This is a genomic window from Phycisphaeraceae bacterium (genome assembly GCA_019636675.1).
GTDB lineage: Bacteria > Planctomycetota > Phycisphaerae > Phycisphaerales > UBA1924 > JAHBXC01.
The window spans coordinates 241,981-265,257 of sequence record JAHBXC010000001.1 but is presented as its reverse complement, the minus strand read 5'-3'; the positions used below and the strand labels follow the sequence as shown (position 1 = coordinate 265,257).

At 69.2% G+C, this 23,277-nt stretch carries 16 protein-coding genes and 1 tRNA gene; 3 read left to right on the top strand and 14 right to left on the bottom strand.

Annotated features, from left to right (window positions below; genetic code table 11):
• Positions 1–82: 82 nt before the first annotated feature.
• Positions 83–156 (top strand) — tRNA-Pro (locus tag KF684_01150).
• Between the two features lie 228 nt (positions 157–384).
• Here the strand turns inward: KF684_01150 and KF684_01145 are convergent.
• The 9 genes from KF684_01145 to KF684_01105 all read right to left on the bottom strand — a co-directional run bounded on the left by KF684_01145 (position 385) and on the right by KF684_01105 (position 13,617).
• Positions 385–537, bottom strand: a complete 153-nt coding sequence (locus tag KF684_01145) for a hypothetical protein (protein MBX3351512.1) — start codon at positions 535–537, stop codon at positions 385–387.
• Between the two features lie 39 nt (positions 538–576).
• Positions 577–1,560 (bottom strand): NAD(P)-dependent alcohol dehydrogenase, encoded by a 984-nt coding sequence (locus KF684_01140; GenBank protein MBX3351511.1) that lies wholly within the window; start codon positions 1,558–1,560, stop codon positions 577–579.
• 216 nt (positions 1,561–1,776) lie between these two features.
• Entirely contained in the window at positions 1,777–4,218 is a 2,442-nt protein-coding gene (locus KF684_01135; GenBank protein ID MBX3351510.1) for a serine/threonine protein kinase, read from the bottom strand.
• Positions 4,219–4,818: a sigma-70 family RNA polymerase sigma factor gene (locus tag KF684_01130; GenBank protein ID MBX3351509.1), complete on the bottom strand. Its 600-nt coding sequence runs from the start codon at positions 4,816–4,818 to the stop codon at positions 4,219–4,221.
• 221 nt (positions 4,819–5,039) lie between these two features.
• Positions 5,040–5,867, bottom strand: a complete 828-nt coding sequence (locus KF684_01125; GenBank protein ID MBX3351508.1) for a hypothetical protein — start codon at positions 5,865–5,867, stop codon at positions 5,040–5,042.
• Positions 5,868–5,889: 22 nt separating this feature from the next.
• A complete protein-coding gene (locus KF684_01120) occupies positions 5,890–6,261 on the bottom strand; it encodes a heavy-metal-associated domain-containing protein (protein ID MBX3351507.1) in 372 nt (123 codons plus the stop codon).
• Positions 6,262–6,355: 94 nt separating this feature from the next.
• Complete coding sequence (locus KF684_01115) at positions 6,356–6,742, bottom strand: hypothetical protein (GenBank protein ID MBX3351506.1); 387 nt, start codon at positions 6,740–6,742, stop codon at positions 6,356–6,358.
• 81 nt (positions 6,743–6,823) lie between these two features.
• Entirely contained in the window at positions 6,824–10,711 is a 3,888-nt protein-coding gene (hrpA, locus tag KF684_01110) for an ATP-dependent RNA helicase HrpA (protein MBX3351505.1), read from the bottom strand.
• A 257-nt stretch (positions 10,712–10,968) separates the two neighbouring features.
• Positions 10,969–13,617, bottom strand: coding sequence for a hypothetical protein (locus KF684_01105; protein ID MBX3351504.1), 2,649 nt, complete (start codon positions 13,615–13,617; stop codon positions 10,969–10,971).
• 121 nt (positions 13,618–13,738) lie between these two features.
• Between KF684_01105 and KF684_01100 the strand changes: the two genes are divergently transcribed.
• The gene (locus tag KF684_01100) at positions 13,739–14,689 is read left to right on the top strand and encodes a 1-phosphofructokinase family hexose kinase (protein ID MBX3351503.1); all 951 of its coding nucleotides are present in this window, start codon (positions 13,739–13,741) and stop codon (positions 14,687–14,689) included.
• Between the two features lie 58 nt (positions 14,690–14,747).
• A complete protein-coding gene (locus KF684_01095) occupies positions 14,748–16,880 on the top strand; it encodes a M28 family peptidase (GenBank protein MBX3351502.1) in 2,133 nt (710 codons plus the stop codon).
• Positions 16,881–16,899: 19 nt separating this feature from the next.
• On the opposite strand, the gene KF684_01090 is transcribed toward KF684_01095, so the two are convergent.
• The 5 genes from KF684_01090 to KF684_01070 all read right to left on the bottom strand — a co-directional run bounded on the left by KF684_01090 (position 16,900) and on the right by KF684_01070 (position 23,192).
• Complete coding sequence (locus tag KF684_01090) at positions 16,900–18,816, bottom strand: hypothetical protein (protein MBX3351501.1); 1,917 nt, start codon at positions 18,814–18,816, stop codon at positions 16,900–16,902.
• Between the two features lie 53 nt (positions 18,817–18,869).
• Positions 18,870–20,228, bottom strand: a complete 1,359-nt coding sequence (gene gdhA, locus KF684_01085; GenBank protein MBX3351500.1) for an NADP-specific glutamate dehydrogenase — start codon at positions 20,226–20,228, stop codon at positions 18,870–18,872.
• A gap of 94 nt (positions 20,229–20,322) precedes the next feature.
• On the bottom strand, positions 20,323–21,105 hold the full coding sequence (locus KF684_01080) for a hypothetical protein (protein ID MBX3351499.1): 783 nt from the start codon (positions 21,103–21,105) through the stop codon (positions 20,323–20,325).
• Between the two features lie 42 nt (positions 21,106–21,147).
• Positions 21,148–22,236: a tryptophan--tRNA ligase gene (trpS, locus tag KF684_01075; protein ID MBX3351498.1), complete on the bottom strand. Its 1,089-nt coding sequence runs from the start codon at positions 22,234–22,236 to the stop codon at positions 21,148–21,150.
• Positions 22,237–22,277: 41 nt separating this feature from the next.
• Entirely contained in the window at positions 22,278–23,192 is a 915-nt protein-coding gene (locus tag KF684_01070; GenBank protein ID MBX3351497.1) for a CPBP family intramembrane metalloprotease, read from the bottom strand.
• Between the last annotated feature and the right edge of the window lie 85 nt (positions 23,193–23,277).

Genomic DNA, 23,277 nt, shown 5'->3' with positions numbered 1-23,277 from the left:
GGTCGGAACCTTGCACACCTGTCGCGCGGCGGTCTTGTCGGGACGGGTGGACCTGCTTAGACTCGCCCTCGATAACCAAGCGCGGGGCGTAGCGCAGCTTGGTAGCGCGCTTGACTGGGGGTCAAGAGGTCGCTGGTTCAAATCCAGTCGCCCCGACTTTGTTCAGAGAGAAGCCCTTCGGCGAGTACGTCGAGGGGCTTTCTCGTTGTGGGAACAAAGCTGAGAGTTCAATCTGTTGCTCAGCCACCTCGCAAACACCGGCGCTTTGGTGCGGGAGTTGGCGGTATGTGAGCATCTTCTGGGTCGCCGCTGAGTGTTGACCCTGCAAGCGCAGCAGACGGCGGCTCCTCATATTGTGCGCGGTCGCACGCGTTGAACCGGGCTTCAGCGAAGGACGCAGAAACTTGGCTCGGAGGTCATGGTCAGGAGCGTGAGCGCGGCGGGGCCGCTCGGCGCGGGCGAGCCGGCATCCACCAGCCACAGTCGGTCCGTGAGCCGCTGCGCGCTCTGCACCATCGCGAGGGGTCCTGCTTTCATGGCGTCGGACGCATGCTCCTCCCGAGAGCCGCGTCTGACTCAAGCCCGTGCGACGCTGACGACTACGCTACCCACCTTGCGGCCGCTGTCCACGCGCCGGTGCGCCTCGACGATCCGTTCCAACGGGTAGGTGCTGTCGATGACGGGCTTGAGGTCGCCCGACTGTGCCAGCCCCATCAGGTACTCGAGATTGGCGGCCTTCGCCGACACGATCGCCCCGCGCACACGCCGGCCGCCGCCGAGCCGGGTCGAGAGCATCTGCCAGAACTCGGTCAGGCCCATCAGCACCGCGAGGAACTGCCCGCGCGGCGCCAGCACGCCCTTGCACCTGGCAAAGGTCGTCGCGCCCACGGCGTCGAGCACGATGTCGTACACCGGCTGTCCACGCGTGAAATCAACCTTGGTTCGGTCGATGACCGCGCCCGCCCCGAGCGCCGCGACGAGGTCGACATTGGGCGTGCTGCACACCCCGGTGACCTCTGCGCCCATGTGCCGCGCCAGCTGGACCGCGGCGACGCCGATCGCGCCCGACGCGCCGACCACGAGCACCCGCTGCCCCGGCTTGAGCGAGGCCAGGTCTCGCAGGCAGTGCAGCGCGACGAGCCCTCCGAACGGGATCGACACCGCCTCGTCGAAGGTGAGGTTGGCTGGCGCCTTCGTGATCACGGAGTCGGCCCGCACGCAGACGAGTTCGGCGTGCGCCCCCATCCTCGCGCCCGTGACCGCCACCACGCGGTCCCCGGGACGGAACGCTGTGACCCTGGCGCCCACACGCTCGACGACGCCCGCGCACTCCGTCCCGAGCACCTGCTTGCGCGGGCCCCGTATGCCCAGCGCCAGAGGAGCGAGGAGCGTGAACACCGGCGCCGGCATCGCTTTGGCCCGTAACCGCCAGTCGGCTGTCGTCACCGAGGTCGAGTGCACGCGGATCATGACATCCGCCTCGCCGGGCGACGGGTCAGGAATGTCTTGAATGCGGACCACTTCCGGGGGCCCGAACCGTGTGTATACCGCCGCTCGCATCGGCGAGTGTACGACTCAACCGATGTTTGAGACACCGTGCGAGCCCCATCGAAAGCTTGTCCGGCGTTGCGTCCTACACCGTCACCGTCGGCGTCGTCGCCTGTGACTACCGCCCCCGTCGTCGCGCGTGTTGACCCAGCGGGCCACGGAGACGCGGCTGTGCCACCGTTGCCCGCCTTGAACTCGGCGCGGAAACTCTGCAGCGTCGTCTGCCCCTCAAAGACCCATGTCATACAGCGGTCGTTCAGTTTGCGCCGTTGCCGGGGCTGGTCTGCTGTCCTGCTCTGCACTGGAGCGTGGCCCGGAGGTGACCGGCTCTTCCGGGGATGAAGGCCGCAGCATCACAGCCGTTCGATCCAGCATGTCCAGGAGATCGCACACCACGAGATCCAGGCGCCCCATTGATACGATGGCATCGCTGGTATCAAGGGCGTACGCGTAGCGGATGGCCAGCCGAGCGGCGGCATGCGCGTCAGCCGGGCGGCACGCCGCCAGCATCACGCTCGCGAGTCGGACACGAGACATGACGGGCAGCCACAAGAGATCGGCCCGGACCGGGTTATCGCGAGCCAGTCTGTCGGCGTCGCTGATCATCATCCGGGTGTGTTCTTCCGCTTCCTCGAAACGTCCAGCTGCCAGCGCATGGTCCGCGACACGATCCCGGACGATCGCCCGCGCGTGCAGGAAATCGAGCCGGTCGGGTTCGAGGGTCGCGGCCACCTGGGCGTGGTGCAACGCCTTGTCCAGTGTCGCACGGGCGCGTTCGCTCTCGTCGTCGCCGATGAGGAGATTGAAAAGGTGGAGGTTCGCTCCTCTGGCGGCGTGGTGGCTGAGCGAACGGTCCGGGGACAACGACACCAATCGTTCGCTTGCCGCGACGGAGCTCATCGCGTACCGGAGCGCGTTCGGGCGGTCATCGAGCCACCAGTACATGGTGCTCATCCGTTCGTAGCTCCAGCAGAGGTCGTCGAGCGCCCCGGCGTGATCCGGGTGTCTGGCGACGAGCTGCTCGTGGATCGCGAGCGCCTGGGTGTACAGCGGCTCCGATCCCCGCGGATGGCGTGTCGAGCCAAGCAGGTCGCCGATTTTCACGAGGGCCTCGGCGTGCCTGCGCGCCAGATCGATGTCGTCCGGGCTCGAAGCGCGCAGCTGCGTGTAGAGATCGACGACCTGCTCGCGAAGGTCCAGGCATAGCTCGCGATCACGCTCGGCCATCGCGAGGTCGCTGAGCTCATCAAGAATTCTCGCCTTGGACTCCAGCAGCGTCGCGTCACGCGGGCGAGAAGCGAGCAGGCGCTCGGTCTGGGCCAGCAACGATTCGGCCATCGCGCGCCGGCTGTCGATCGCGCCGCTCAGGCGTCTGACACGCTCGAGCGATTCGTCGAGCATGGTGGCCACCGCGTCGCGCTCCTTGCTGACCTGACGATCGAGCCGAACAACGGCGATCGTGTTCAGGACGCTCAGCGACACGATCACCACCAGACACGCGGCGAGCGCCGAAGCGATCCGGGGGTTCCTTCGCGCGAGCATCGCGACCCTCGCGGCCAGCGAGGCCCGGCGCGCCAGGATCGGCTCGCCCGCCAGCACGCGGCGCACGTCGTCGGCGAGGTGCGCCGGGGAGGGGTACCGCCTGTCGGGGTCGTGCTCCATCGCACGCTCCACGATCGTCTCGATGTCCCGACGCATGCCCTTGGGCGCTTCGGGCAACGGCCGCGGCGACACGCGGTCGGCGGTCTTGATCGCGTGGATAAGTCCCGAGTCCGTGTCCCCGTAGGGCATTCGCCCGCTGACGAGCTGGTAGAGCATCACCCCCAGCGCGTAGACGTCGCAGCGTGCGTCCACAGGACCGAGCGAAGGATCGAGCTGCTCGGGACTCATGTACGACAGCGTGCCGAGCAACTGCCCGTTCGCTGTCAGCGTCCGTTCGAAGAAGCGGTCGCTGTCGAGGAGTTTCGCGATTCCGAAGTCAACGATCTTGACGCTCGCTGCGCCCGGCTCGTGCACCACGAGAACATTCGCGGGCTTGAGATCGCGATGAATCACGCCGCGATGGTGGGCGTGCTGCACTCCGGCGCACAGTTGAACGAACAGCAGCAGGCGCTCCTGCACCGTTGGTTGGTGGGTGCGGATGTGCTCGTCGAGGCGCATCCCGTCGACCAGCTCCATCACGATGTACGCCCGCCCTCCCGGAGCGCGCCCAGCGTCAAGGATGCCCGCGATGTTCGGGTGCGAGAGCTTCGAGAGCGCCTCCCGCTCGATGGCGAAGCGCGACGCGCTCCGGGAACCTGCGCCCACCGAGCGGAGCAGTTTCAGCGCGACCATCCGGGCGATCGGTTCCTGCTGCTCGGCGAGATAGACATCGCCCACGCTGCCGCTTCCCAGGAGGCGTACGACCCGGTACTTGTCGATCCGGTCGGGGACGGGCGCCGCCCCGTCCGGTGCGTCAACGCTCGCGAGCACGCGCGCCGCGTGCACGAGCGGCTCGTCGAGCGGCGAGGGGGCGGCGTCTCGGTCGGTGCTGAGCATCCGATCGACCAGAGTGAGCAGCTCGGGGTCGTCTTTGCACTCGGCGCGCAGCAGGTTGTCTCGTTCCTCTCCGGGAAGCTCCCGGAGGAGCAGGAACAGGTCTCGCACGCGCTCGAACCGCTCGGGGGACATTCAGTCCGTCTCTCCGTCCAGGCGGACACGAAGCCAGGCTTTCGCGGTCGCCCAGTCGTTCCTGACCGTGCGTTCCGCGATGTCGAGCTGGGGTGCGATGTCGCTCATGCTGAGCCCACCGAAGTAATGAAGCTCGAAGACCCTCGCGCAGCGCGGGTGCATCTCGGCGAGTCGCAGAAGCTCATCTTCCAGGTCGAGGATCGAGCGGGCATAGTCGTCGAGGGCGTGGTCTGCGCTGCCAAGGTCGGTCCGTTGAAGATTGCCGCCTCGCTTCCTCGCCAGTCGCTTGCGCGCATGGTCCACCAGGATATTTCGGACCGCTCGAGCCGCGAACGCCAGGAACGCGCTCCGCGATTCGAAGGCGAGCCGGTGGTCTCGCGCGAGGCGCAGCCAGAGCTCGTTCAGAAGGGCGGTCGGCTGGAGGGTGTGATCGCCTCTTTCTTTCGCGAGCGCGAGGCGCGCGATCTGGCGCAACTCCTCCTCCAGCGTCGAGAACAGCTCGGCTGTGGAGCCCCCGTGCACGAGCCCGTGGGGTTCGTGCGGCGGCTCATCGGGCGCAGGTTGTCCGATCGGTTGTTCGTCCGCCATCGGTTGGGGCACGCCTACATCTGGGTGGGTCGCTACAGCGTAACTCGCGTGTCAAGGTCTAGATGCGCGGGGTGCACCGGGAAGCGGACACTGGCGGCGAAGGACGCGCCACCTCCGGCGGAAGCGTTCGGATTCCTGAGAAACAAGAAACCCGGCAAGGGGTCCTCGTCCTGGAGGCCCCTTGCCGGGGGGAGATGGACCGGGCGGGTGCGCCCGCCCGGTCGGAGGGCCTGTCAGAACAGCAGGCGCAGGCCGAGCGTGACGACATACTCGCGCTCGGGGCGGTGGGAGAGGTCCTGCGCAACGGGGAGCTGGACGGCCGCCTCGATCGCGAACCGGGGCGCCTCGTAGAGCAGGCCTGGGGACAGAAACAACTCCGCGTCGCCGTTGGTCTCGTAGACCGTGTTCACTTCCAGCACGGCGTAGAGGGCGGCGGCGAAGTCCTCGCCGTAGGTCGCCGGGGCGATTCGGAACAGATACGACCCATCGAGGTTGAGCACGTCATCGGTCGTGTCGCCGGGGCTGACCGGGTCGCCGTCGACGCCCCCGGTGGTGAACAGCCATTGCGCCGAGACGCCGAAGCCATGCCTCCCGGTGATCCGCATCAGCGACGCGCCGAGGAACGGGTCGAACGAGTCGCTCGACGAGCGGTCCGCGCCCGTGGGGAGCTGCAGGCCACCGATGAGCGCGAGTCGGATGGTGTCGACCGGGCCGGGATCGTGCTTCCACACGCGCCACTTGAACGAGAGCGAGGAATCGAGCAGCCCCGAGTTGTCGATGTCGCCTCCGGGGAGGCCTTCGACATCGCGCCATCGGTAGGGGAGATCGAACTGCACCGCGAGGTCGCTGGTCAGCCCGTAGGAGATGGAGTTGAGGAGGGTCACATCGTCGCCGCTGACGCCGTCGTCGTGGTAGCTGGTGAAGTGGAGCAGGTGGCGCGTGACGACCTGGCCCTTGCCGGGCAGGGTCGGGGCGGTGGTGTAGACCGCCTGCTGCGCGAGCGCAGGGACGCACATGAGGCAGCACGCGACCGGCGCGAGAAACATGCGAAGCGTTCGCATGGGGGTCTCCTTGTTCGCGCGGTCAGTTGGTGCGGATGTCGACGATGGTGAAGCCAGCGTCGGTGATCGCCTTGGCGAGCTGGGCCTTGCTCGGGCGGGTCTTGGCGATCGGGTCGAAGACGACGTGGACCTCGCCCTTGCCCATGTCGATGTGGGTGTCGGAGATCCCCGGGAGTTTGCCGAGGGCGAGATTCACGTTGTTCGCGCACTTCGGGCACGACAGGCCGCGAACGCTGAGGGTCGCGTCGTCGGTCGTCAGGGGGGTGGTGTCGCGCGAGAAGTTCGCGCTGGCGTCGGCGGACGCCTGCGACGAATCCGTCGCAGCGCAGCCGGTGAGCACGAGCGAAAGAGTCAGGGGAACGAGAACGGCAAGAAGGACATGCACGATTCGCATGATGAGTGCTCCAGTGGTGAGAATGTTGGTCTGGACGCTCAGAACGACGCAGTGGCGGCGCGCTGGGCGCGCACCGTCCCCCCGGACGCGTCGCTCAATGTCGCCAGACGCACTGGAGCTGCATGACCCGTCGGGAGAGATCGCCCGCCGGTCTCGCGTGCAGCGTCGCCCACGCGTGGGCCACGCTGTCGTCCTCGGGCTGGATCACCGGGGTGATCGGGTCGGGCCTTGGCGTCGAGAGACGCGGCCCGTCGTGGTCGCCCCGCTGCGAGGGGACCGCGGGTGTCGGAGTGTTCGATCCAGGGACCGGAAGCTCGTAAACGCACGGGCAGTGCGATGGGCCGCAGCAGCACTCGTCGCCGCAAGGATCGATGAGGATCGTCCGCGCGGCGCCCGACGCCCCGACACCCCGCGCGAACGCCCCCCACCCGAGGGTGGTGTGCAGCATCAACAGCAGCGCCAGCAGCACGCGCGAAGGCATCGACATCATCATGATGAACGCCGGGGGCTTGTCAAGTGTTCCCGGAGCCGGCCGGTTCGGGCGTTGAAGGGGTCTGGGGTCTCAGGCCCTGACCTTGCGGAACTGCTCGTCCAGCCGCTTCACCGAGACGCCCTTGCCGGCGCCCAGCTCCTGCGCGAACAGCTGCACGCGGAACTCCTCGATCATCCAGCGGAGCGTGTCGAGCTCGGGGTCGACGAGGCCGCGTCCTTCGTGCTGGCTCTTGCGAAGCAGGTAGGCGCGAAGGAAGATGTCAACCTGAGAAAACTTCTCCCGGTCCTGGGCCTCACCCTTGCGGATGAGTTTCGCGAGACGGACATCGATGGCTCGGAGATAGCGAGGCAGGTGGGGCAGTCGCTCGAGGGGGTGCGCGACGAGCATGTCGGCCGGCGCCAAACGCGCGAGCTGCTCCTCGACATCGGTCTTCGCATACAGGGGGATCATCTTCTTCGTGCTGTCGATCGCGAGCGACGCGACGTGGCGGGCGCTCAGCACGCTCTGCGCAAGAACGCAGACATCGTCTCGCACCTTGCCGAAGCGGGTCCATGCGTCGTCGAGCCGGCGCTCGAAGGACGCGAGGTCGCGGATGGTCGAGTGGTCGACGCCCTGCAGGCACATGGCGTCGGCGAACATCAGCATGAGATGATCGAGGAGCGTCTCGGTCGACCCGAGCGGCGCGAAGAGCGTGGCGAGCGTGTTGAGGTGCGGGATGTCGCGCGCGCGGATCTTGAACTGCGTGCGGATCGCGTGCGCGAAGAGGCGGCGCAGCCCAAGCCGCGTGGCGTCGCGCGCCGCCTCCGGCGATTCGAGCAGGCGCAGCGAGACCGCGCGGTCTTTCTCGACCAGCGCCGGGTAACCCAGAGTCTCGCTCGGGCCCCGGCGGATGGTGACCGCGTAGGGGAGCGCGTCGAAGTCCCACTTCGTGATGCCGTCGCGCGACCACTCCTCGTCGGCGATCGCGTCGAGGCGCTCGCGCGCGTGCGCGCGCAGCTTCCGTTGCAGATCGGCGAGGTCGCGCCCGGCGTCGAGCGAGCGGTGCTTCCCGTCGATCACGCGGTATCGCATCCGCAGGTGCGCCGGGAGCTGCGACCGGTCGAACTGTGCGGGCTCGACCGGGGCGCCGCGGACCTCGCGCAGGGCCGACGCGAGTTGCTCGAGGAACGAGCCCTCGCGGAATCGGAGCATGCCCAGGATCGCGCCGGTCGCGTCGGGGGTCGGCCCGATGCTCTTGCGAACCCCCTTGGGGAGCGTTCGGATGAGCTCGCCGATCAGCTCCTCGATCATGCCGGGCACGAGCCACTCGAAGGGCGTTGGTTCGAGGCGGTGGAGCAGGTCGATGGGGACGACCAGCGTCACGCCGTCGGCCTCGTCGCCGGGCTCGAAGACATACTCGAGCGACAGGGGCTCGCCGAACAGGTCGAGGTGGTCGGGGTACAAGGCGCCGAGAGCCTCGGCGCCGACGCGCGAGAGCAGGTCGGCGCGTGTCATGTAGAGCAGTCGCGGGTTGTCGCGTTCGGCCTGGCGCCGCCAGGACTCGAACTTCTCGCCGCTGCACACATGGGCGGGGACGCGCGCGTCGAAGAACGCGAAGCGGGCCGAGGTGTCGGCGAGCAGGTCTCGCCGGCGCAGGCGCGATTCGGAATCTCGGATGTCCTCGATCAGGCGGGCGTTGTGCTGGGCGAACTTCGCGTCGGTCGCGAATTCTGACTCGACCAGCGCGTGGTGGATGAAGATCTCGCGCGCCTGGCGCGGATCGACCGAGCCGAAGTCCACGCGGCGGCGCTCGACGAGCACCAGCCCGAAGAGCGACACCTTCTCGAACGCGAACACTTTCGCTCGCTCAGGGTCCCAGTACGGGTCGGAGTGCTGGCGCGTCAGCAAGTGGGCGCCGGCGCGCTCGATCCACTCGGGCTGCACGCGCGCCGCGGTGCGCGCGTAGAGGCGCGTCGTGCGCACCAGCTCGCCGGCGACGACCCACTTGGGCCGGTTCTGGTAGAGGTTCGACCCGGGGTGGATCGCGAACTTGTTCCCGCCCGTGCCGGCGTACTCGAAGCCGTCCTCCCCCTTCCGCCCCACGCTCGTGAGCAGGCCCGTCAGCAGGGCCGTGTGCACGCTGCCGGGGTCGCAGGGCTTCTCGTTGATCCGCAGCCCCAGCTCGTGCGCCAGGTCCTTGAGCTGGCGGTGAACGTCCTGCCACTCGCGCATCCGCACGAACGACAGCATCGACTCGCGGCAGGCCTTGCGCAGCCTGCTCGACGAGAGCGTCTCGGCGAGATGACGCCAGAACTTCCAGAGGTTCAGGATGGAGACGAAGTCTGAATCGGCGTCGGCAAACTTCGCGTGGGCGGCCGCCGCGTCGTCCTGTCGGTCGCGAGGACGTTCGCGCGGGTCCTGCGCACTGAGAAACGACGCGATCACGAGGGTCTCGTCCAGGCACCCCATCTCGTCGCCCGCGACGAGCATCCGCCCGATGCGCGGGTGCACGGGCAGGCGCGCGAGCGTGCGCCCGATGTCGGTCAGATCGTTGCGCTCGTCGAGAGCGTGGAGCTCGCGCAGCGTCTCCTCGCCCTCGCGCACGAACCGGCCCTCGGGCGGGTCGATGAACGGGAAAGTGGATGGCTGCCCGAGACGCAGGGCGCGCATCGTGAGGATCACGCTCGCCAGATCGGTGCGCCGGATCTCGGGATCGGTGAAGGGCGCACGCGCCGCGAAGTCTTCCTCGGAATACAGGCGGATCGCGACGCCCGGCGCGACGCGACCGCACCGGCCCGACCGCTGGTTCGCCGACGCCTGCGAGATCTTCTCGATCGGGAGTCGCTGCACGCGCGTGCGCGGCGAGTAGCGGCTGATCCTCGCGAAGCCCGGGTCGATCACGTACCGGATCCCGGGCACCGTCAGCGAGGTCTCCGCGACGTTGGTCGCCAGCACGATGCGCCGGTTCTGGTGTGGCTCGAAGACGCGCTGCTGCTCCTGCGTCGACAGTCGCGCGTAGAGGGGCAGCACCTCGGTCTGCGGGTGCCTGTTCACGTACCGGTCGCGCAGCGAGTCGGCGGTCTCGCGGATCTCGCGCTCGCCCGACAGGAACACGAGGATGTCGCCGGGCCCCTCGTGCGCGAGCTCTTCGACGGCGTGCAGGATCTCGTCCTGCAGGTCCAGCTCGCTCACGCCCTGCGCGTCGACGTCACCGAAATCGCCGTCGGTGGGGGGGCGGTAGCGGACCTCGACCGGGTACGTGCGCCCCGAGACCATGACGATCGGCGCCGGGCCCTCGCTGCCGCCGAAGTGGTCGGCGAATCGCTGAGGGTCGATCGTTGCGCTGGTGATGATGACCTTCAGGTCCGGCCGTCGCGGCAGGAGCTGGCGCAGGTATCCGAGCAGGAAGTCGATGTTCAGACTGCGCTCGTGCGCCTCGTCGATGATGATCGCGCTGTAGCGCTCGAGATCCGGATCGTTCTGCGTTTCGGCGAGCAGCACGCCGTCGGTCATGAGTTTGACGAGCGTGTCGTCGCGTGCTTCGTCGGTGAAGCGGATCTTGTAGCCCACCGTCGTGCCCAGCGGGACGCGGAGTTCCTCCGCGATGCGGGCCGCGACGGTGCGCGCCGCGATGCGCCGGGGCTGCGTGTGCCCGATCAGCCCGTCGATGCCCAGGCCGAGGTCGAGACAGATCTTGGGCAGCTGCGTTGTTTTGCCCGAGCCCGTCTCGCCGCAGACGACGACGACCTGGTGATCGCGGATGGCGGCGGCGATCTCCTCGCGCCGTTCGACGACGGGGAGCTCCGTCGGGTAGAGGATGCGCTGCGGCCTGGCGCGCAGTCGTCGCTCGCGCAGCGCGACCGATCGCTCGACGCCCCTGCGTACGGAGTCGAGGGCGCCCGGGTTGAGCGAGCCCTCGCGCATCGAGCGCTCGAGCCCCTTCAGGCGCGACGCGAGCCGGGGCCTGTCGGCGCCCATGCAGCGCGGGAGCGCGGCGCGGAGATCCGCGAGCAGGCGCGGCGCGTTGGGGAGCGATGGGCCGCGCGGCGGCGGTTTCGTGGGCGCGTCGGGCCCGGTCGGGGCTCCGGCGGGCGCAGGGAGGGCGCCGTCGCGATTCGGTCTGCGCGATCGTTTCCGGGAGCGGCGACGCCTGGCGGGATCGCCTGACGGGTTGGGGTTCGGGTCGGGCGCCAGAGAGGAAAGTTACGCCGCCCGGGCGAGGGAATCCGTGCTGGTCACATCGATGGGCCGAAGATGATCGCGTTGAGGAGCAGCCGGGCGCCGGCGTGGTTGAAGCCTCGGAAGGTGGGGTCGTCGGCGAAACAGATCACCGAACCCCGGCCGAGCCGGTGGTGCGTGATCGCCGGGGAGCCGTCGAAGCGGGCGGCGTTGCGCTCGTTGATCAGCCCGCTCACGAGCGCCGGGCTCTCGAACCGGGCGACGGCGGAGCCGCTGTCGCCGATCGGCAGGGTGTTCGCACCACGCTTGATCAGGCCGAACCACGCTGGGGCGCCGGACGCCATCGGGTGGGTTTGATCGACCGCGGCGCGGAGCAGCACGCCCGAGACCCGGTTGTCGATGGCTCGCAGGCGACGCTCCTCCCAGGAGAGTTCGCTGAGCTTCGTCTCGTCGCGTTCGGGCTCGTCCAACTTGAGATCGAGCAGCGTTCGGCTGGCCCAGACCGCCGAGGAACCGCTGGCGACGACCACGCCCCCCGACCGGACCCAGGACTTGAGCGCGTCGAGCCGGGCCCCTTCGAACACACGCCCGAGCTGCGAGGACTCTGGGAGGACGAGCGCGGTGTAGAGGTCCCACTTCACCGAGCCGATCGAGTCGGCGTTGACGGCGTCGTAGGGGATGGGCGTGTCCACATCGAACAGGTGCCAGTGCTGCCCGAAGGACAGCGAGCTGAACTGCGGGCCTCTCAGCAGCAGCGCTCTGGGCTTGACGAAGTAGCGGTTCATGTCGGCGCCCAGCGCCGGGCCGTCGCTGGGGATGCCTGCGCCGGCGCGGTGCGCGTTCAGCCCCGCGCCGTTGATCTCGGCGGCGAAGGCGTCGAGGGCGCCGGAGTCGTTGCGCGACGTCGCGAAGATGAGCGACCCGGCCGAAAAACGCTGGTCTTCGAGCGTGAACGCGCGGGCCGCGACGCGACCGAAGAGGTCGTGGCGGGCCGCGGCGCTCGCGGCGAGGGGGAACGCGTGCTGGCTGGCGTTGACAACGAGCGCCGCGCGGCCGTCGCCCGTGGTTTCGCCCCGGCGCGCGTCCCATTTCTCGAGGCGCGTCATGGGCAGTTCGACACGCCCGGTCATCGCGTACGCGTCGAGCCCGAAGGCGATCGGCATGGACCACGCGGTGATGTCGTAGGTGTCCGGGTCCTCCACGTGCGTCTCGCGCTCGAAGAGCACGCGCACGAGCCGTCCCATCGGCTGATCGACGCGCACGACCCACGCGCCCTTGGCGATCGCGCGGGGGTCGAGGGTCTTGCCGTCGCGGTACTCGATGAGCCCGGCGACCTCGGCGTCGCGTTCGAGGGAGTGGATCTCGATGCCGTGCGGCGTGAGCAGATCCCACAGTCGCGTCAGGATGGCGGGGTCGGTGTCCGTGGTGACGAGGTAGGCGGTCGGCTCGTCGGGCGCGAGCGTCATCGCTTCTTTGGCGAAGCGGTGGAAACGCTCGAGCTGCCCGACGCGGTTCTCGGCGGTGGTCTCGAGGTAGCTCATCGCGGTCAGGAAGTGGTCGCGCACACGATCGCGCAGGAGCAACTCGTACCGGTCGCGGACCATGATGCTCAGCCCGGCTCGACCGTGACCGGCTTTCTCGGTGAGCAGGCCGACGGCCCCGTGGTAGACCGGGAGCACCTTGCCGTAGCCCGGGTAGAGGTAATCGAAGCGTTCGCGCGTGGAGTACTCGAGCCCGCGCTCGTCGAAGACCGCGGCGTTGGCCTTGCCGTAGATGTCGAGCCACTCCCGGGTCTCGGCCGGGATGTTCGCGTTGTACGGAGAGTCGCCAGCGCCGAAGAAGTAGGGCGATTCGGCGCCCTGCTCGTGGTAGTCGATGTGCAGCTGCGGCTTGTGCCGCACGAATCGCGCGATGCGAGAGCGCGACTCGGGGTGCACCATCCAGAGCCAATCGCGGTTGAGATCGAAGAGATAATGGTTTGGGCGCCCGCTGGGCCAGGGCTCGTCGTGCTCGGCGGTCGCCGGCGTGGGGTTGGGCGAGGCGCCGGCCGCGTTGTCGAAGAACGAGAGATATCGCTCGCGTCCGTCGGGGTTCAGGAGCGGGTCGATGATGAGCACGACATTGTCGAGGATGTCCTGCACCTGTTTGTTCTGCCCGGCGGCGAGGGTGTACGCGACCTGCATCGCGACCTCGGAGCAGGACGCCTCGTTGCCATGCACGTTGAAGGAGAACCACACGATCGCCGGGTTGGTCTCGATGATCTGTCGCGCGCGGGTGTCCGACGTGGCGCGAGGGTCGAACAGCTCGCGGTTCTTCGCGAGGATTTCGTCGAGGCGGTCGAGGTTCCTCGGGGACGAGATCGTCACCAGGTGCAACGGGCGACGCTGGTGCGACTGGCCGTACTGCTCGATGCGAACGCGGTCGGACTGCGCGGCCAGTCTGGTCAGGTAGTCGGCCATCAGGTGCTGGCGGGTGAACCGCTCGCCGATCTCGTGCCCGATCGTGTCGACGGGTCGCGGGGTGGCGTCGTCGAAGCGCAGGCCGCCGAAGTAGTCGTAGTGGTTCGCCGGGACGCCCGACGCCCCTCGCGCCGCGTGCTCGGGCGCAGGGGGCTGGGCCGATGAGGGCGTCGTGGATGCGCACCCGGCGATCAGCGCGAGGGAGATCGCGAGGAGTGAGCAGGGTAAGGCGGGCCTTCTGGGCATCGTCAGGTTCTCGTCGGTGGGGGGGCTGGGGTCTGTTTATAGCAGAACCGGGGCGCGGGGTTGAACCAGGGGATTCGGACGTCGCTTGCCCGGAGCCGACGCGGTGCGCACGATGTAGGAGATGAACGCCCAACCCCAGAAGCCGATCGTCACCCTCACGCTCAACCCGGCGATCGATCTGACCACGACCGTCGACGGGCTCGTGGCGCAGCGGAAGCTGCGCTGCGATTCGCCCACGCGCGAGCCGGGAGGAGGCGGACTGAACGTCTCACGCGTCATCCGCGAACTGGGGGGCGAATCGACGGCGGTCTACACCTGCGGCGGCGTGACGGGCCACCTCCTCCGAAATCTTGTCGAGGGCTGCTCGGTCACGCATATCCCGGTCGAAATCATGGGCGAGACTCGGGAGAACATCGCCGTGAACGTTCGCGCCACCGGCGCGCTCTACAGGTTCGTCATGCCGGGGCCCACGCTCACGCCCGACGATCTGGCGCGCGTGGGGAGCAGTCTGCGCGAGGCGTTCGCCGGGCGGGCCAGCGAAGGGTTCCTGGTCGTCAGCGGCTCGCTCCCGGACGGGGTGCCCGAAGATGTCTTCATGACGATCGCCCACGCCGCCAAGGCCGTCGGGCTCCGCGTGATCGCGGATGTGTCCGGTGTCTGGCTTCAGCGCGCCGCAGAAGCGGGGGCCACGCTCCTGAAGCCGAACCAGCACGAGCTCGAGCAGTTCGCGGGCCGGGCGCTCGAGAACGACGCGGCGCTGGGCGACGCGGCGGAGTCGCTCCGGGCGCTGGGCGGGAGCGAGGCGGTGCTGGTCTCGCTGGGAGGAGGGGGCGTGCTGTTCGTGACCGCGAAATCTCGCGAGCGGGTGCTCGCCCCCACGGTGCGGGTGGTCAGCACGGTCGGGGCGGGCGACAGCATGGTCGCAGGCGTCGTGCTCGCGCTCGCGCGAGGGTGCGATATGTCGCGGGCGGTGCGCCTGGGCCTCGCGGCGGGAACGGCGGCCTGCATCACCTCGGGGACGGCCCTGTGCCGGCGAGCGGATGTCGAGCGCATCGCCGCCATCATCGGGTAACCTGTGCGACAGCCCGGGCTTTCACCCGCCGCCCGTGCGGCGACTCAAGGAGCGGTCGATGCGGATTCCTGATGTTGTTCTGGGCGCGGTCCTGTTCGGATCGGTGTGCGCCGGCGCGATCGCGCAGGACGCGAAGTTCACCCGTGAGCGCTTCGCGCCCACCCGATGGGACGCGCACCTCGCGTACGAGCGAGGGTTGATCGGATCGGTCAGCAAAGATTCGCTCCGCGCGTTTCATGAGCGCCTCGCCGCTGAGCCGCACCGCGCCGGGGCAGACGGCTCGATGCGTCTGGCGCGATGGGTCCGCGATCAGTTCACCGAGATGGGGCTGGAGGCGTCGCTCGCGGAGTTTGATGTCCTGCTGGCCGAGCCGATCAGCGCGGAGGTCGAGATCGTTCAGCCGACGCGTATGACGCTCCCGGTGCGCGAGCGCGTGCTCGAGGAAGACCCGTGGTCGTCGGTCGCCGAGCGGGAGATCGGCTGGAGCGCCTACAGCGCCAGCGGCGAGGCGACGGCGCGAGTCGTGTACGCGAACTACGGGCGCAAGCAGGATTTCGAGAAGCTCGCCGAGATGGGCGTCGATGTGCGCGGCGCGATCGTGCTCGCGCGGTTCGGCGGGAATTTCCGGGGCTACAAGGCGTATTACGCCGAACTCGCCGGCGCAGCCGGGCTGATCATGTTCACCGATCCGGCCGACGCGTCGCGCGGCGCGGAGTATCCCGACGGAGTCTGGGCGAACGGATCCACGATCCAGCGCGGGTCGATCCTGACGCTCGAGACTCGCGGCGATCCGCTCACGCCGGGCTGGGCGTCGACGCCCGGCTCGCGTCGTCTCCCCATCGAGGAGGTCGAGGGGCTCCCGAAGATCCCCGTGCAGCCCATCGGCTGGGACGCGGCGCGCGAGATCCTCTCGCGCATGAAGGGCAGGGCGGCGCCGCAGGAATGGCAGAGCGGGCTCGGCTTCGAGTACGCGCTGACCGGCGGAGACGATCTGCGCGTGCGCCTCAAGGTCGAACAGACACGCGAGGTGAAGCGCATCGCGAATGTCGTCGGGCTGCTTCGCGGCGCAGATGAGCCGGACAAGCTCGTCGTCGTCGGTTGCCACCACGACGCGTGGGTCTACGGCGCGTGGGATCCGGCGGCGGGCATGATGGTCGTCATGGAGACGGCGCGTGCCATGGCTCAGGCCGCGAAGAACGGGCTCCGCCCGAAGCGATCGGTCCTCTTTGTCGGCTGGGACGCCGAGGAATACGGGCTGATCGGCTCGACCGAGTGGGTCGAGCAGCACCTCCAGCGACTGACGCGCGACGCGATCGCGTACATCAATCTCGACGCCGCGGTGTCGGGGCCGCGGTTCAACGCGAGCGCGTGGCCCTCGCTGCGCCCGATCATTGCCGACGCGGCGGACGCGGTCCCCGCGCTCGGACGCATGGGCGAGGACGAGGCGCCGACGGTGCTCGACGAGTGGATCGGCGCGCAGGGCGGCGCGGACGCCTCGCCGCGGATCGGCGACATGGGAGGCGGTTCCGACCACGCCGCGTTCCTGTTCCACGCCGGAATCCCCAGCGCCGGACTGGGCGTGGGAGGGACGCCCGTGCCGAACTACCACTCGGTGTACGACTCGCTGCACTGGTACCAGACCTTCGTGCTGCCAGACTACGAACCCGCGGCGAAGCTCGCGCGGGTCTCGGGCGCGCTCGTGGCGCGCCTCGCGAACGCGGACATCGTGCCGCTCGACCAGCGACGGGTCCTCGTGAGTTTCCGAGCGCACCTGGCGCGACTCTCGGCGATGGCGGAGGAGCGCGGGCTGTCCTTCGACGCCGAGCGACTCGAAGCGCGTGCGCTTTTCCTCGAACGGCGCGCCGGCGAGGTCGAGCCGAAACTGCTGGCTGCACTCGCTGCCGGGTCGATCCACGCCGATCGCGTTCGCGGCATCAACGGGATTCTCGGTGTGATGGAGCGGTCGTGGGTCGTGCCGGCGCAGCACAGCGAGGGGCTGTGGCACCGGAACCTGTACATCGGCCCCGACGACACGAGCGGGTACGCCGCGTGGCCTCTGCCGACGCTGCGCCGAGCGGTCGAGAACGACGATCAGGCGGCGCTCGATCGGGCCGTCGCGAGGTACAACGCGGCCTTCGACCAGATCGCGACGCTGTACATGGCGATCGAGCTGGCGCTGCGTTCGGACTGAGTTCGCGAAGCGCGAGTGCTCAGGGCTCGGGCGGCGCGTCGATCTCGCCGCGGATCGCCTCGAAGATCTCGTCGAGCGTGCGGACCGCCGCGTCGATGGCGTCGTCGCGTCCGGCCGCGAGCGAGCGGCGCGTGCGAGGCGCCTCGACGTTCGGCGGCACGCCGTGGCCGAAGATCTCTTCCCCGGACAGACTGCGCGACTCGATGCCGGTCCACGCGATCTCGAGCCCGCCGGGGAGCACGCCGATCGCGGCCATCGCAGGGGCGCCTGCGGTGCGCTCGCCCACGATGACGCCGAGGTTGTAGTCGAGCATGGTGAGCACTGCGAACTCAGAATCGCCGCGGGTCGCGGGCCCGGTCAGGAACACCATTTTGCCCATCATCTTGGCCGGGTTCGCCATGATGCGCGACTCGCGCTTGCGAACATCGACGAGCGTCCGGTCTGGGTGCACAGGTGTGTGGATGAACTGCTCGGACGCGCGCCCGTCGCGGTCGGTCAGCCAGCCCAGCGTGGTCATGCCGAGCGAGGTGTACGGGCTGCGCAGGTCGAAGATGACTCCGGCGGCGGTGAGGAGGTCCCTGCCCGCTTCGAACACGTCGGCGTCGTCGGCGCGCGAGCCGTCCACGTAGTAGATCCCGGGAGAGACCTCGCGGATCGGGGCGCTGCCGTCGTCGACGGCGAGGTAGCTCGGGCGGAACCGGTTGAGGGTGACTTCGCGCTCGCGCCCGTCGGAATCGCGCACCATGACGACGACCTGTGTGCTGGGCGGGCCCGAGAGCGCCGCCAGCGCGCCTCGCGCCGCGGCTGCCTCGGGTCGACCGGCGCCGAGGCGCTCGGCCCAGCGTGCGAGGACGGCGGCGCTCGGCTCGCCGTCGATGCGGGTGATCAGGTCTCCCTTCTTGATCCGGAGGTTGTCTCGAACCACGCTCTCGACGCCCACGACGGTGAGGGCCCCGTCGATGACGCCGACCTCGATCATCGGGAGAAACGGCCCGGGGAGCGCGGGGTCCCACGCCTCGGCCTGCGCGTCGCCCAGGCGCGACAGCATCCGCTGCACGACCGTCAGCGTGTCGGCGCGCGAGCGGGCGAGCAGGGCGTCGCGCAGGCCCTCGCGCAGCGCGTCATCCCAGCCGATTTCCTCGCGGTCGATCGACGGGTGGAAGTGCTGCACGAGGTTCCACGCGTACCCGATCGCCGCCAGGCGCTCCGAGGCGTCGCGGTACGACCACTCGTTGGGCCAGTCGCGGCGCAGGCGCGTGCGAGGGACGGGATCGGGGAGAACCGCGCCGTACTTGTCGACCCAGAGCGCGTGTGGAACGCGCACGCGCACGCCCCCGGCGAGGGTCCGCTCGTAGGGGTTGTCGGGCGCGAAGCCGTAACCGATCGCCTCGCGACCGGTCGCGTTGACCGCGATGCGCCGGCTGAACATCGGGCCACGCATCTGCATGGTCGAGGTGTAGCCGTCGTGGCGCCAGCCGATGACCGCCGGGACGCCTTCGCGATCGGCGCCCCGGCGCATGTCGGGCCTCTCCGGCGCCGGCGCATCGGCGGGCCAGACCTGCACCGAGGGGCCGACCGGGAGGGCGACGCGTTCGAGGGCCTGGGCGAGCGCCGCCGGGTTGTTCGCGGCGGCGGCGGCTGTGTAGCCGTCGCGCGCGACGTCGAGCATGTTCGTCGTCCACGCCCACTCGCTGGGGTGGAAGAACTGGATGTAGCCGTGGAGGCGCGTCCACGCTTCCAGCCGATCGAGCAGCGCGTCGTCGATGCGGTCGTCGGAGAGCGCGTTCAGCGAGACGCCCGGCGCGCCCTGCCGCTGCTCCTGCGCGAGCGCGGGCGCGGCCAGCGCAAGAAGAAAGCCGCCAGACGCGATGATCGCGCGGGCGGCTCGGAGGGGTCGGTGGGTGCGTCGAGAAAGGCCGGTCGGGGTCTGCGCCATGCGGAGTTGTACGCCCGAAGTCCGGGGCGTGTTTCTCCCGCCGGGGCTTCCGATCAGACGAGGCCCTGGTCGATCATGGAGTTGGCGACCTTGAGGAAGCCGGCGATGTTGGCCCCGGCGACGTAGTCGCCCGGGGTCCCGTACTCGGCCGAGGCGTCGACGCAGGACTTGTGGATGCGGCGCATGATGCCGTGGAGACGCTCGTCGACCTCTTCGCGCGTCCAGGAGAGGCGCAGGGAGTTCTGCGACATCTCGAGGCCGGAGGTGGCGACGCCGCCGGCGTTGGCGGCCTTGCCGGGCCCGAAGAGGATCTTCGCCTCGCGGAACATCCCGACCGCGTCGGGGGTGGAGGGCATGTTGGCGCCCTCGGCGACCAGGGAGCACTTGTTCTTGAGGAGGTTGGCGGCGTCGTCGCCGTTCAGCTCGTTCTGCGTCGCGCAGGGGAAGGCCGCGTTGCACGGGATGGCCCAGATCGGGTTGGCTCCGGAGGTCGGGGCCTCGTGGAAGGCGACGCCCTTGTGGCTGTCGGCGTATTCCTTCAGGCGCCCGCGCTTCACGTTCTTGAGTTCCATGATGTCGGCGAGCTTGTGCGCGTCGATGCCGGCCGGGTCGTGGATGCACCCGCCCGAATCGGACATCGCGACAACCTTCGCGCCGAGCTCGATGAGCTTCTGCGTTGCGAACTGCGCGACGTTGCCCGAGCCGGAGACGACGCAGGTCTTGCCCTCAAGCGTCTGGCCCTTGGTCTTGAGCATCTCGGCGGCGAAGTAGACGCAGCCGTAGCCTGTCGCCTCGGGGCGCAGGAGAGACCCGCCCCAGTTGGGCCCCTTGCCGGTGAGGACCCCGGTGAACTCGTTGCGCAGGCGCTTGTACTGGCCGAACATGTAGCCGACCTCGCGCCCGCCCACGCCGATGTCGCCGGCGGGGACGTCGGTGTCGGCGCCGATGTGGCGCGCCAGTTCGGTCATCAACGACTGGCAGAATCGCATGACCTCGTTGTCGGACTTGCCCTTGGGGTCAAAGTCCGCGCCGCCCTTGCCGCCGCCCATGGGGAGCGTGGTGAGCGAGTTCTTGAAGACCTGCTCGAAGGCGAGGAACTTCAGGACCGAGAGGTTGACGGTGGGATGGAAGCGGATGCCGCCCTTGTAGGGGCCGATCGCGGAGTTGAACTGGATGCGGAACCCGCGGTTGACGCGCGGCTCGCCCTTGTCGTCGATCCAGGGCACGCGGAACATGAGCACACGCTCGGGCTCGGCGATGCGCTCGAGGATGCGCGCCTTGCGGTACTTCTCGTGCTTCGCGAACACGGGCTCGAGCGACTCGAAGACCTCTTCGACGGCCTGGAGGAACTCCGGCTCGTGGGGGTTCTTCTTCTGGACGTGCGCGAGCGCCTCGGCGACATAGCTGGACATGGGTGCCCTCGCCCTGAAACGGGCGGTTCGGGGTGCGTCAGAGAAATGGCCAAGAGTCTAGGCCACGCTCCCGGCGACGCCCCCCGCTGGGCGCTCAGTCCTTCGGCTTGTCCGGGGTCATCTCGGCGAGCAGCGCCTCGAGACGGTCGCGCCGGGGGGAGGGCGACGCCTTGTCGATCGCCGAGCGGATGCCGGCCCGGACGGGTTCGTGCTCTCGGGCACGGAGGCGGAGGGATTGTTCGGCGGCCTGCTGCAGGATCAGCGCGTCCGGCGAGGCCTCGAACTCGATGAGGAGGACCTCGGCGATGCGCTCCGCGATCCGGGGGCTGCCCGTTGCGCCGAACTCGCCCCAGATCGTCGCGATCTGGGCGAGCGAGCGGATCTCGCGTCCCTCGGCGATCGGGCTCGCGCTCTGGGCGCGTCTCGTCAGGAAGACCTGAACCTGCTCGTTGGGCTCGGACGCCGCCATCGTGCGCAGCTTCTCGCGCGCCCAGTCGGTGTTGGTGAGCCATAGGGCGTTGGCGATCGCGAAGATCGGCTCGTACGAGTTGCGCGCTTCGGCCTGGAGCCGCAGCGCGTCGGCGAGCTCGGGGTTCTCGCGCACGGCGGCGCCGAAGAACGCTGCGATGGGCATGCGGCGCGCCTCGTCGGCCATCAGGTCCGAATCGAGGAAGTACACGAACGCGCGATGCACGTCGCGCGGCTGGGGATCGCTGTAGTAGTTGGCGGTCCAGCGCAGGAAGTCGTCCTGCGTGTTGAACTCAGCCCCGATGGTCACGACGCGCGGGATGCGATCCTGCGGGATCGGCTGCGAGCGCGCGCCTGCGCCCAGCAAGGCCAGGGAGATCGCCAGTCCGAGAATCGCGTCGGTTCGCATGGGTGAGGGCTCCGGTCGGTAGTCGTCGGGCGGTCTGACGCTTCAGATCGGCTTCAGTTCGCGCCGGAAATAGCCAAGCCCCATCGCTTCCTTGGCCTGGTAGAGGGTTTCTTCGGCGACTGCGTTCGCCCGCCGGGTGTGCTCGCGGAGGATGTCCAGGATCGTCGATTCCCCCGAGGGGCCGTCGAGCGCCGCGCGGCGCTCCCGGATCGGCTCGAGCAGGGCGTTGATCGCAGCCCCGACTTCCTGCTTGATGTGCCCGTCGCCGATGTCGTCGCCGCGCGAGTAGCGATCCTCGAGCTCCGCGACGCGCCCCTCGTCGCGTATGAAGGCGCGGACGAACTGGAAGAGCGCGTTGTTCACATCGCCGGGCTCGGTGGGGGACTGGCGCCCTGTGAAGATCTTGTTGACCTTCTTCTGCACGGTCTTGGGGTCGTCCGCGAGCAGGATCGCGTTGCCGAGGGACTTCGACATCTTCTGCACCCCGTCGATCCCGACGAGTCTCCCGATGCGCCCGACGAGTGCCTGCGGCACGGGGAACACGCCGCCCAGCGTCGGGAAGTCTTTGTCCTCGGCGTGTGGATCCACCCCGCAATAGACCACGTCGAACCGGCGCGCGACCTCGCGGCACATCTCGATATGCGCGACCTGGTCTTCACCCACCGGCACCAGCTCCGGCCTGAACGCCAGGATGTCGGCGCACTGGCCCACGGCGTACATCGGGAAGCCGAACGAGTACTTGTCGCCAAGTTCCTTGGATTCGATCTCGGTCTTCAGCGTAGGGTTGCGCATCACGCGGTTGAACGGGATGAGCATCGCGAAGAACCACGTCAGCTCAGCGATCGCCGGGATCTCGGTCTGCAGCACCAGCGTGCTGCGCTCGGGGTCGATGCCCACGGCGAGCCAGTCCTTCGCGATCTCGATGGTGTCGCGCCGGATCTCCTCGGGCTTCTCGGCCCGGGTGGTGTAGGCGTGCATGTTCGCCAGCAGGAAGTAGCAGTCGTAGCTCTCCTGAAGGCGGAGCCGGTTCTCGAGACTGCCGACATAGTGCCCCAGGTGCAGGGCGCCGGTGGGGGTGTCGCCGGTCAGGATCCTCGGGCGGTGCGATGTCGTGCTCGGTGCGCTGGGCATAGGCCGAGAGGGTATGCGCCGGAGCGGGGCGAGGCGCCGGGTCAGACGCCGGGGGGACCTGGGTCGCCAGCGAGCGCCATCGCAAGATTGAGCGCGTTGAAGGCGGCGTGGGCGAGGATCGCGGGGCCGATCCGGCCGGTCCGCTCGAAGAGCACACCGCAGAGGGCCCCGACGCCGAACAGCACCGGCATCGCGTGCAGCGGGACCGAGCCGGCGTGGACGAGTGCGAAAATCGCCGATGACAGCGCGATCGCCAGCCATGATCGCCGGAACGCGGCCACCAGCGCGCTCTGGAGGCAGAGCCGGTAGACGATCTCCTCGAACACGGGCGCGAGGACGACGGCGTGGAAGGCCAGCGCACCGACGCGCAGCGCGGTCGAGACGCCCTCGCGGGGCGTCAGGAGTTCGCGCAGCGATTCGTGCGCGACGCGATCGGGGGGTGGGCCGCCGGTCAATCCAGCCACCGCTGACGCCGCGACGAACGACACGATCCCAGTCGCAAGGATGATGGGGAATCCCAGAAGGCACGCGACGCCGGCCGGGAGCGGGTCTCGCCACGCGGCGGAAAGGCCCGCCGCCCTGATCCGATCGAGCCAGAGACTCGCGAGGACACCACTCGCCGCGAGCCCGGCGGCATACGCCCCGAGCGAGACGAGGGCGCCCTGGAGAGGATGGTCCGGGCTCCGCGCCGCCGGGACCCCGGACGCCAGCAATGACCCCGCAACCGCCCATGTCCACCAGCCGGCGAGCCCGATCAGGAACCAGTGCAGGGGCTGGACCAGGCCCGCCCTGTCGGCGCGACGCCGGATCGCCGCGTCGTCGAACAGGCGACGGCGAAGCGCGAACGCGACAACGGCGCACAGCGCCCCGGCGAAGAGGATCCCCGCCGTGCCGGCGCCGAAACCGGGCGCGGCGTCCGGGTGTGGCGCGGCGGCGAGGAAGAGCGAAGGCGACATTACGCGGAGCGTATCCCTGCGCGTCGACGCTCGGGGCCCTGGCGAGGTACAGTGTCACCCTCAGCGGGAGCTCGTCCCGCCGCAC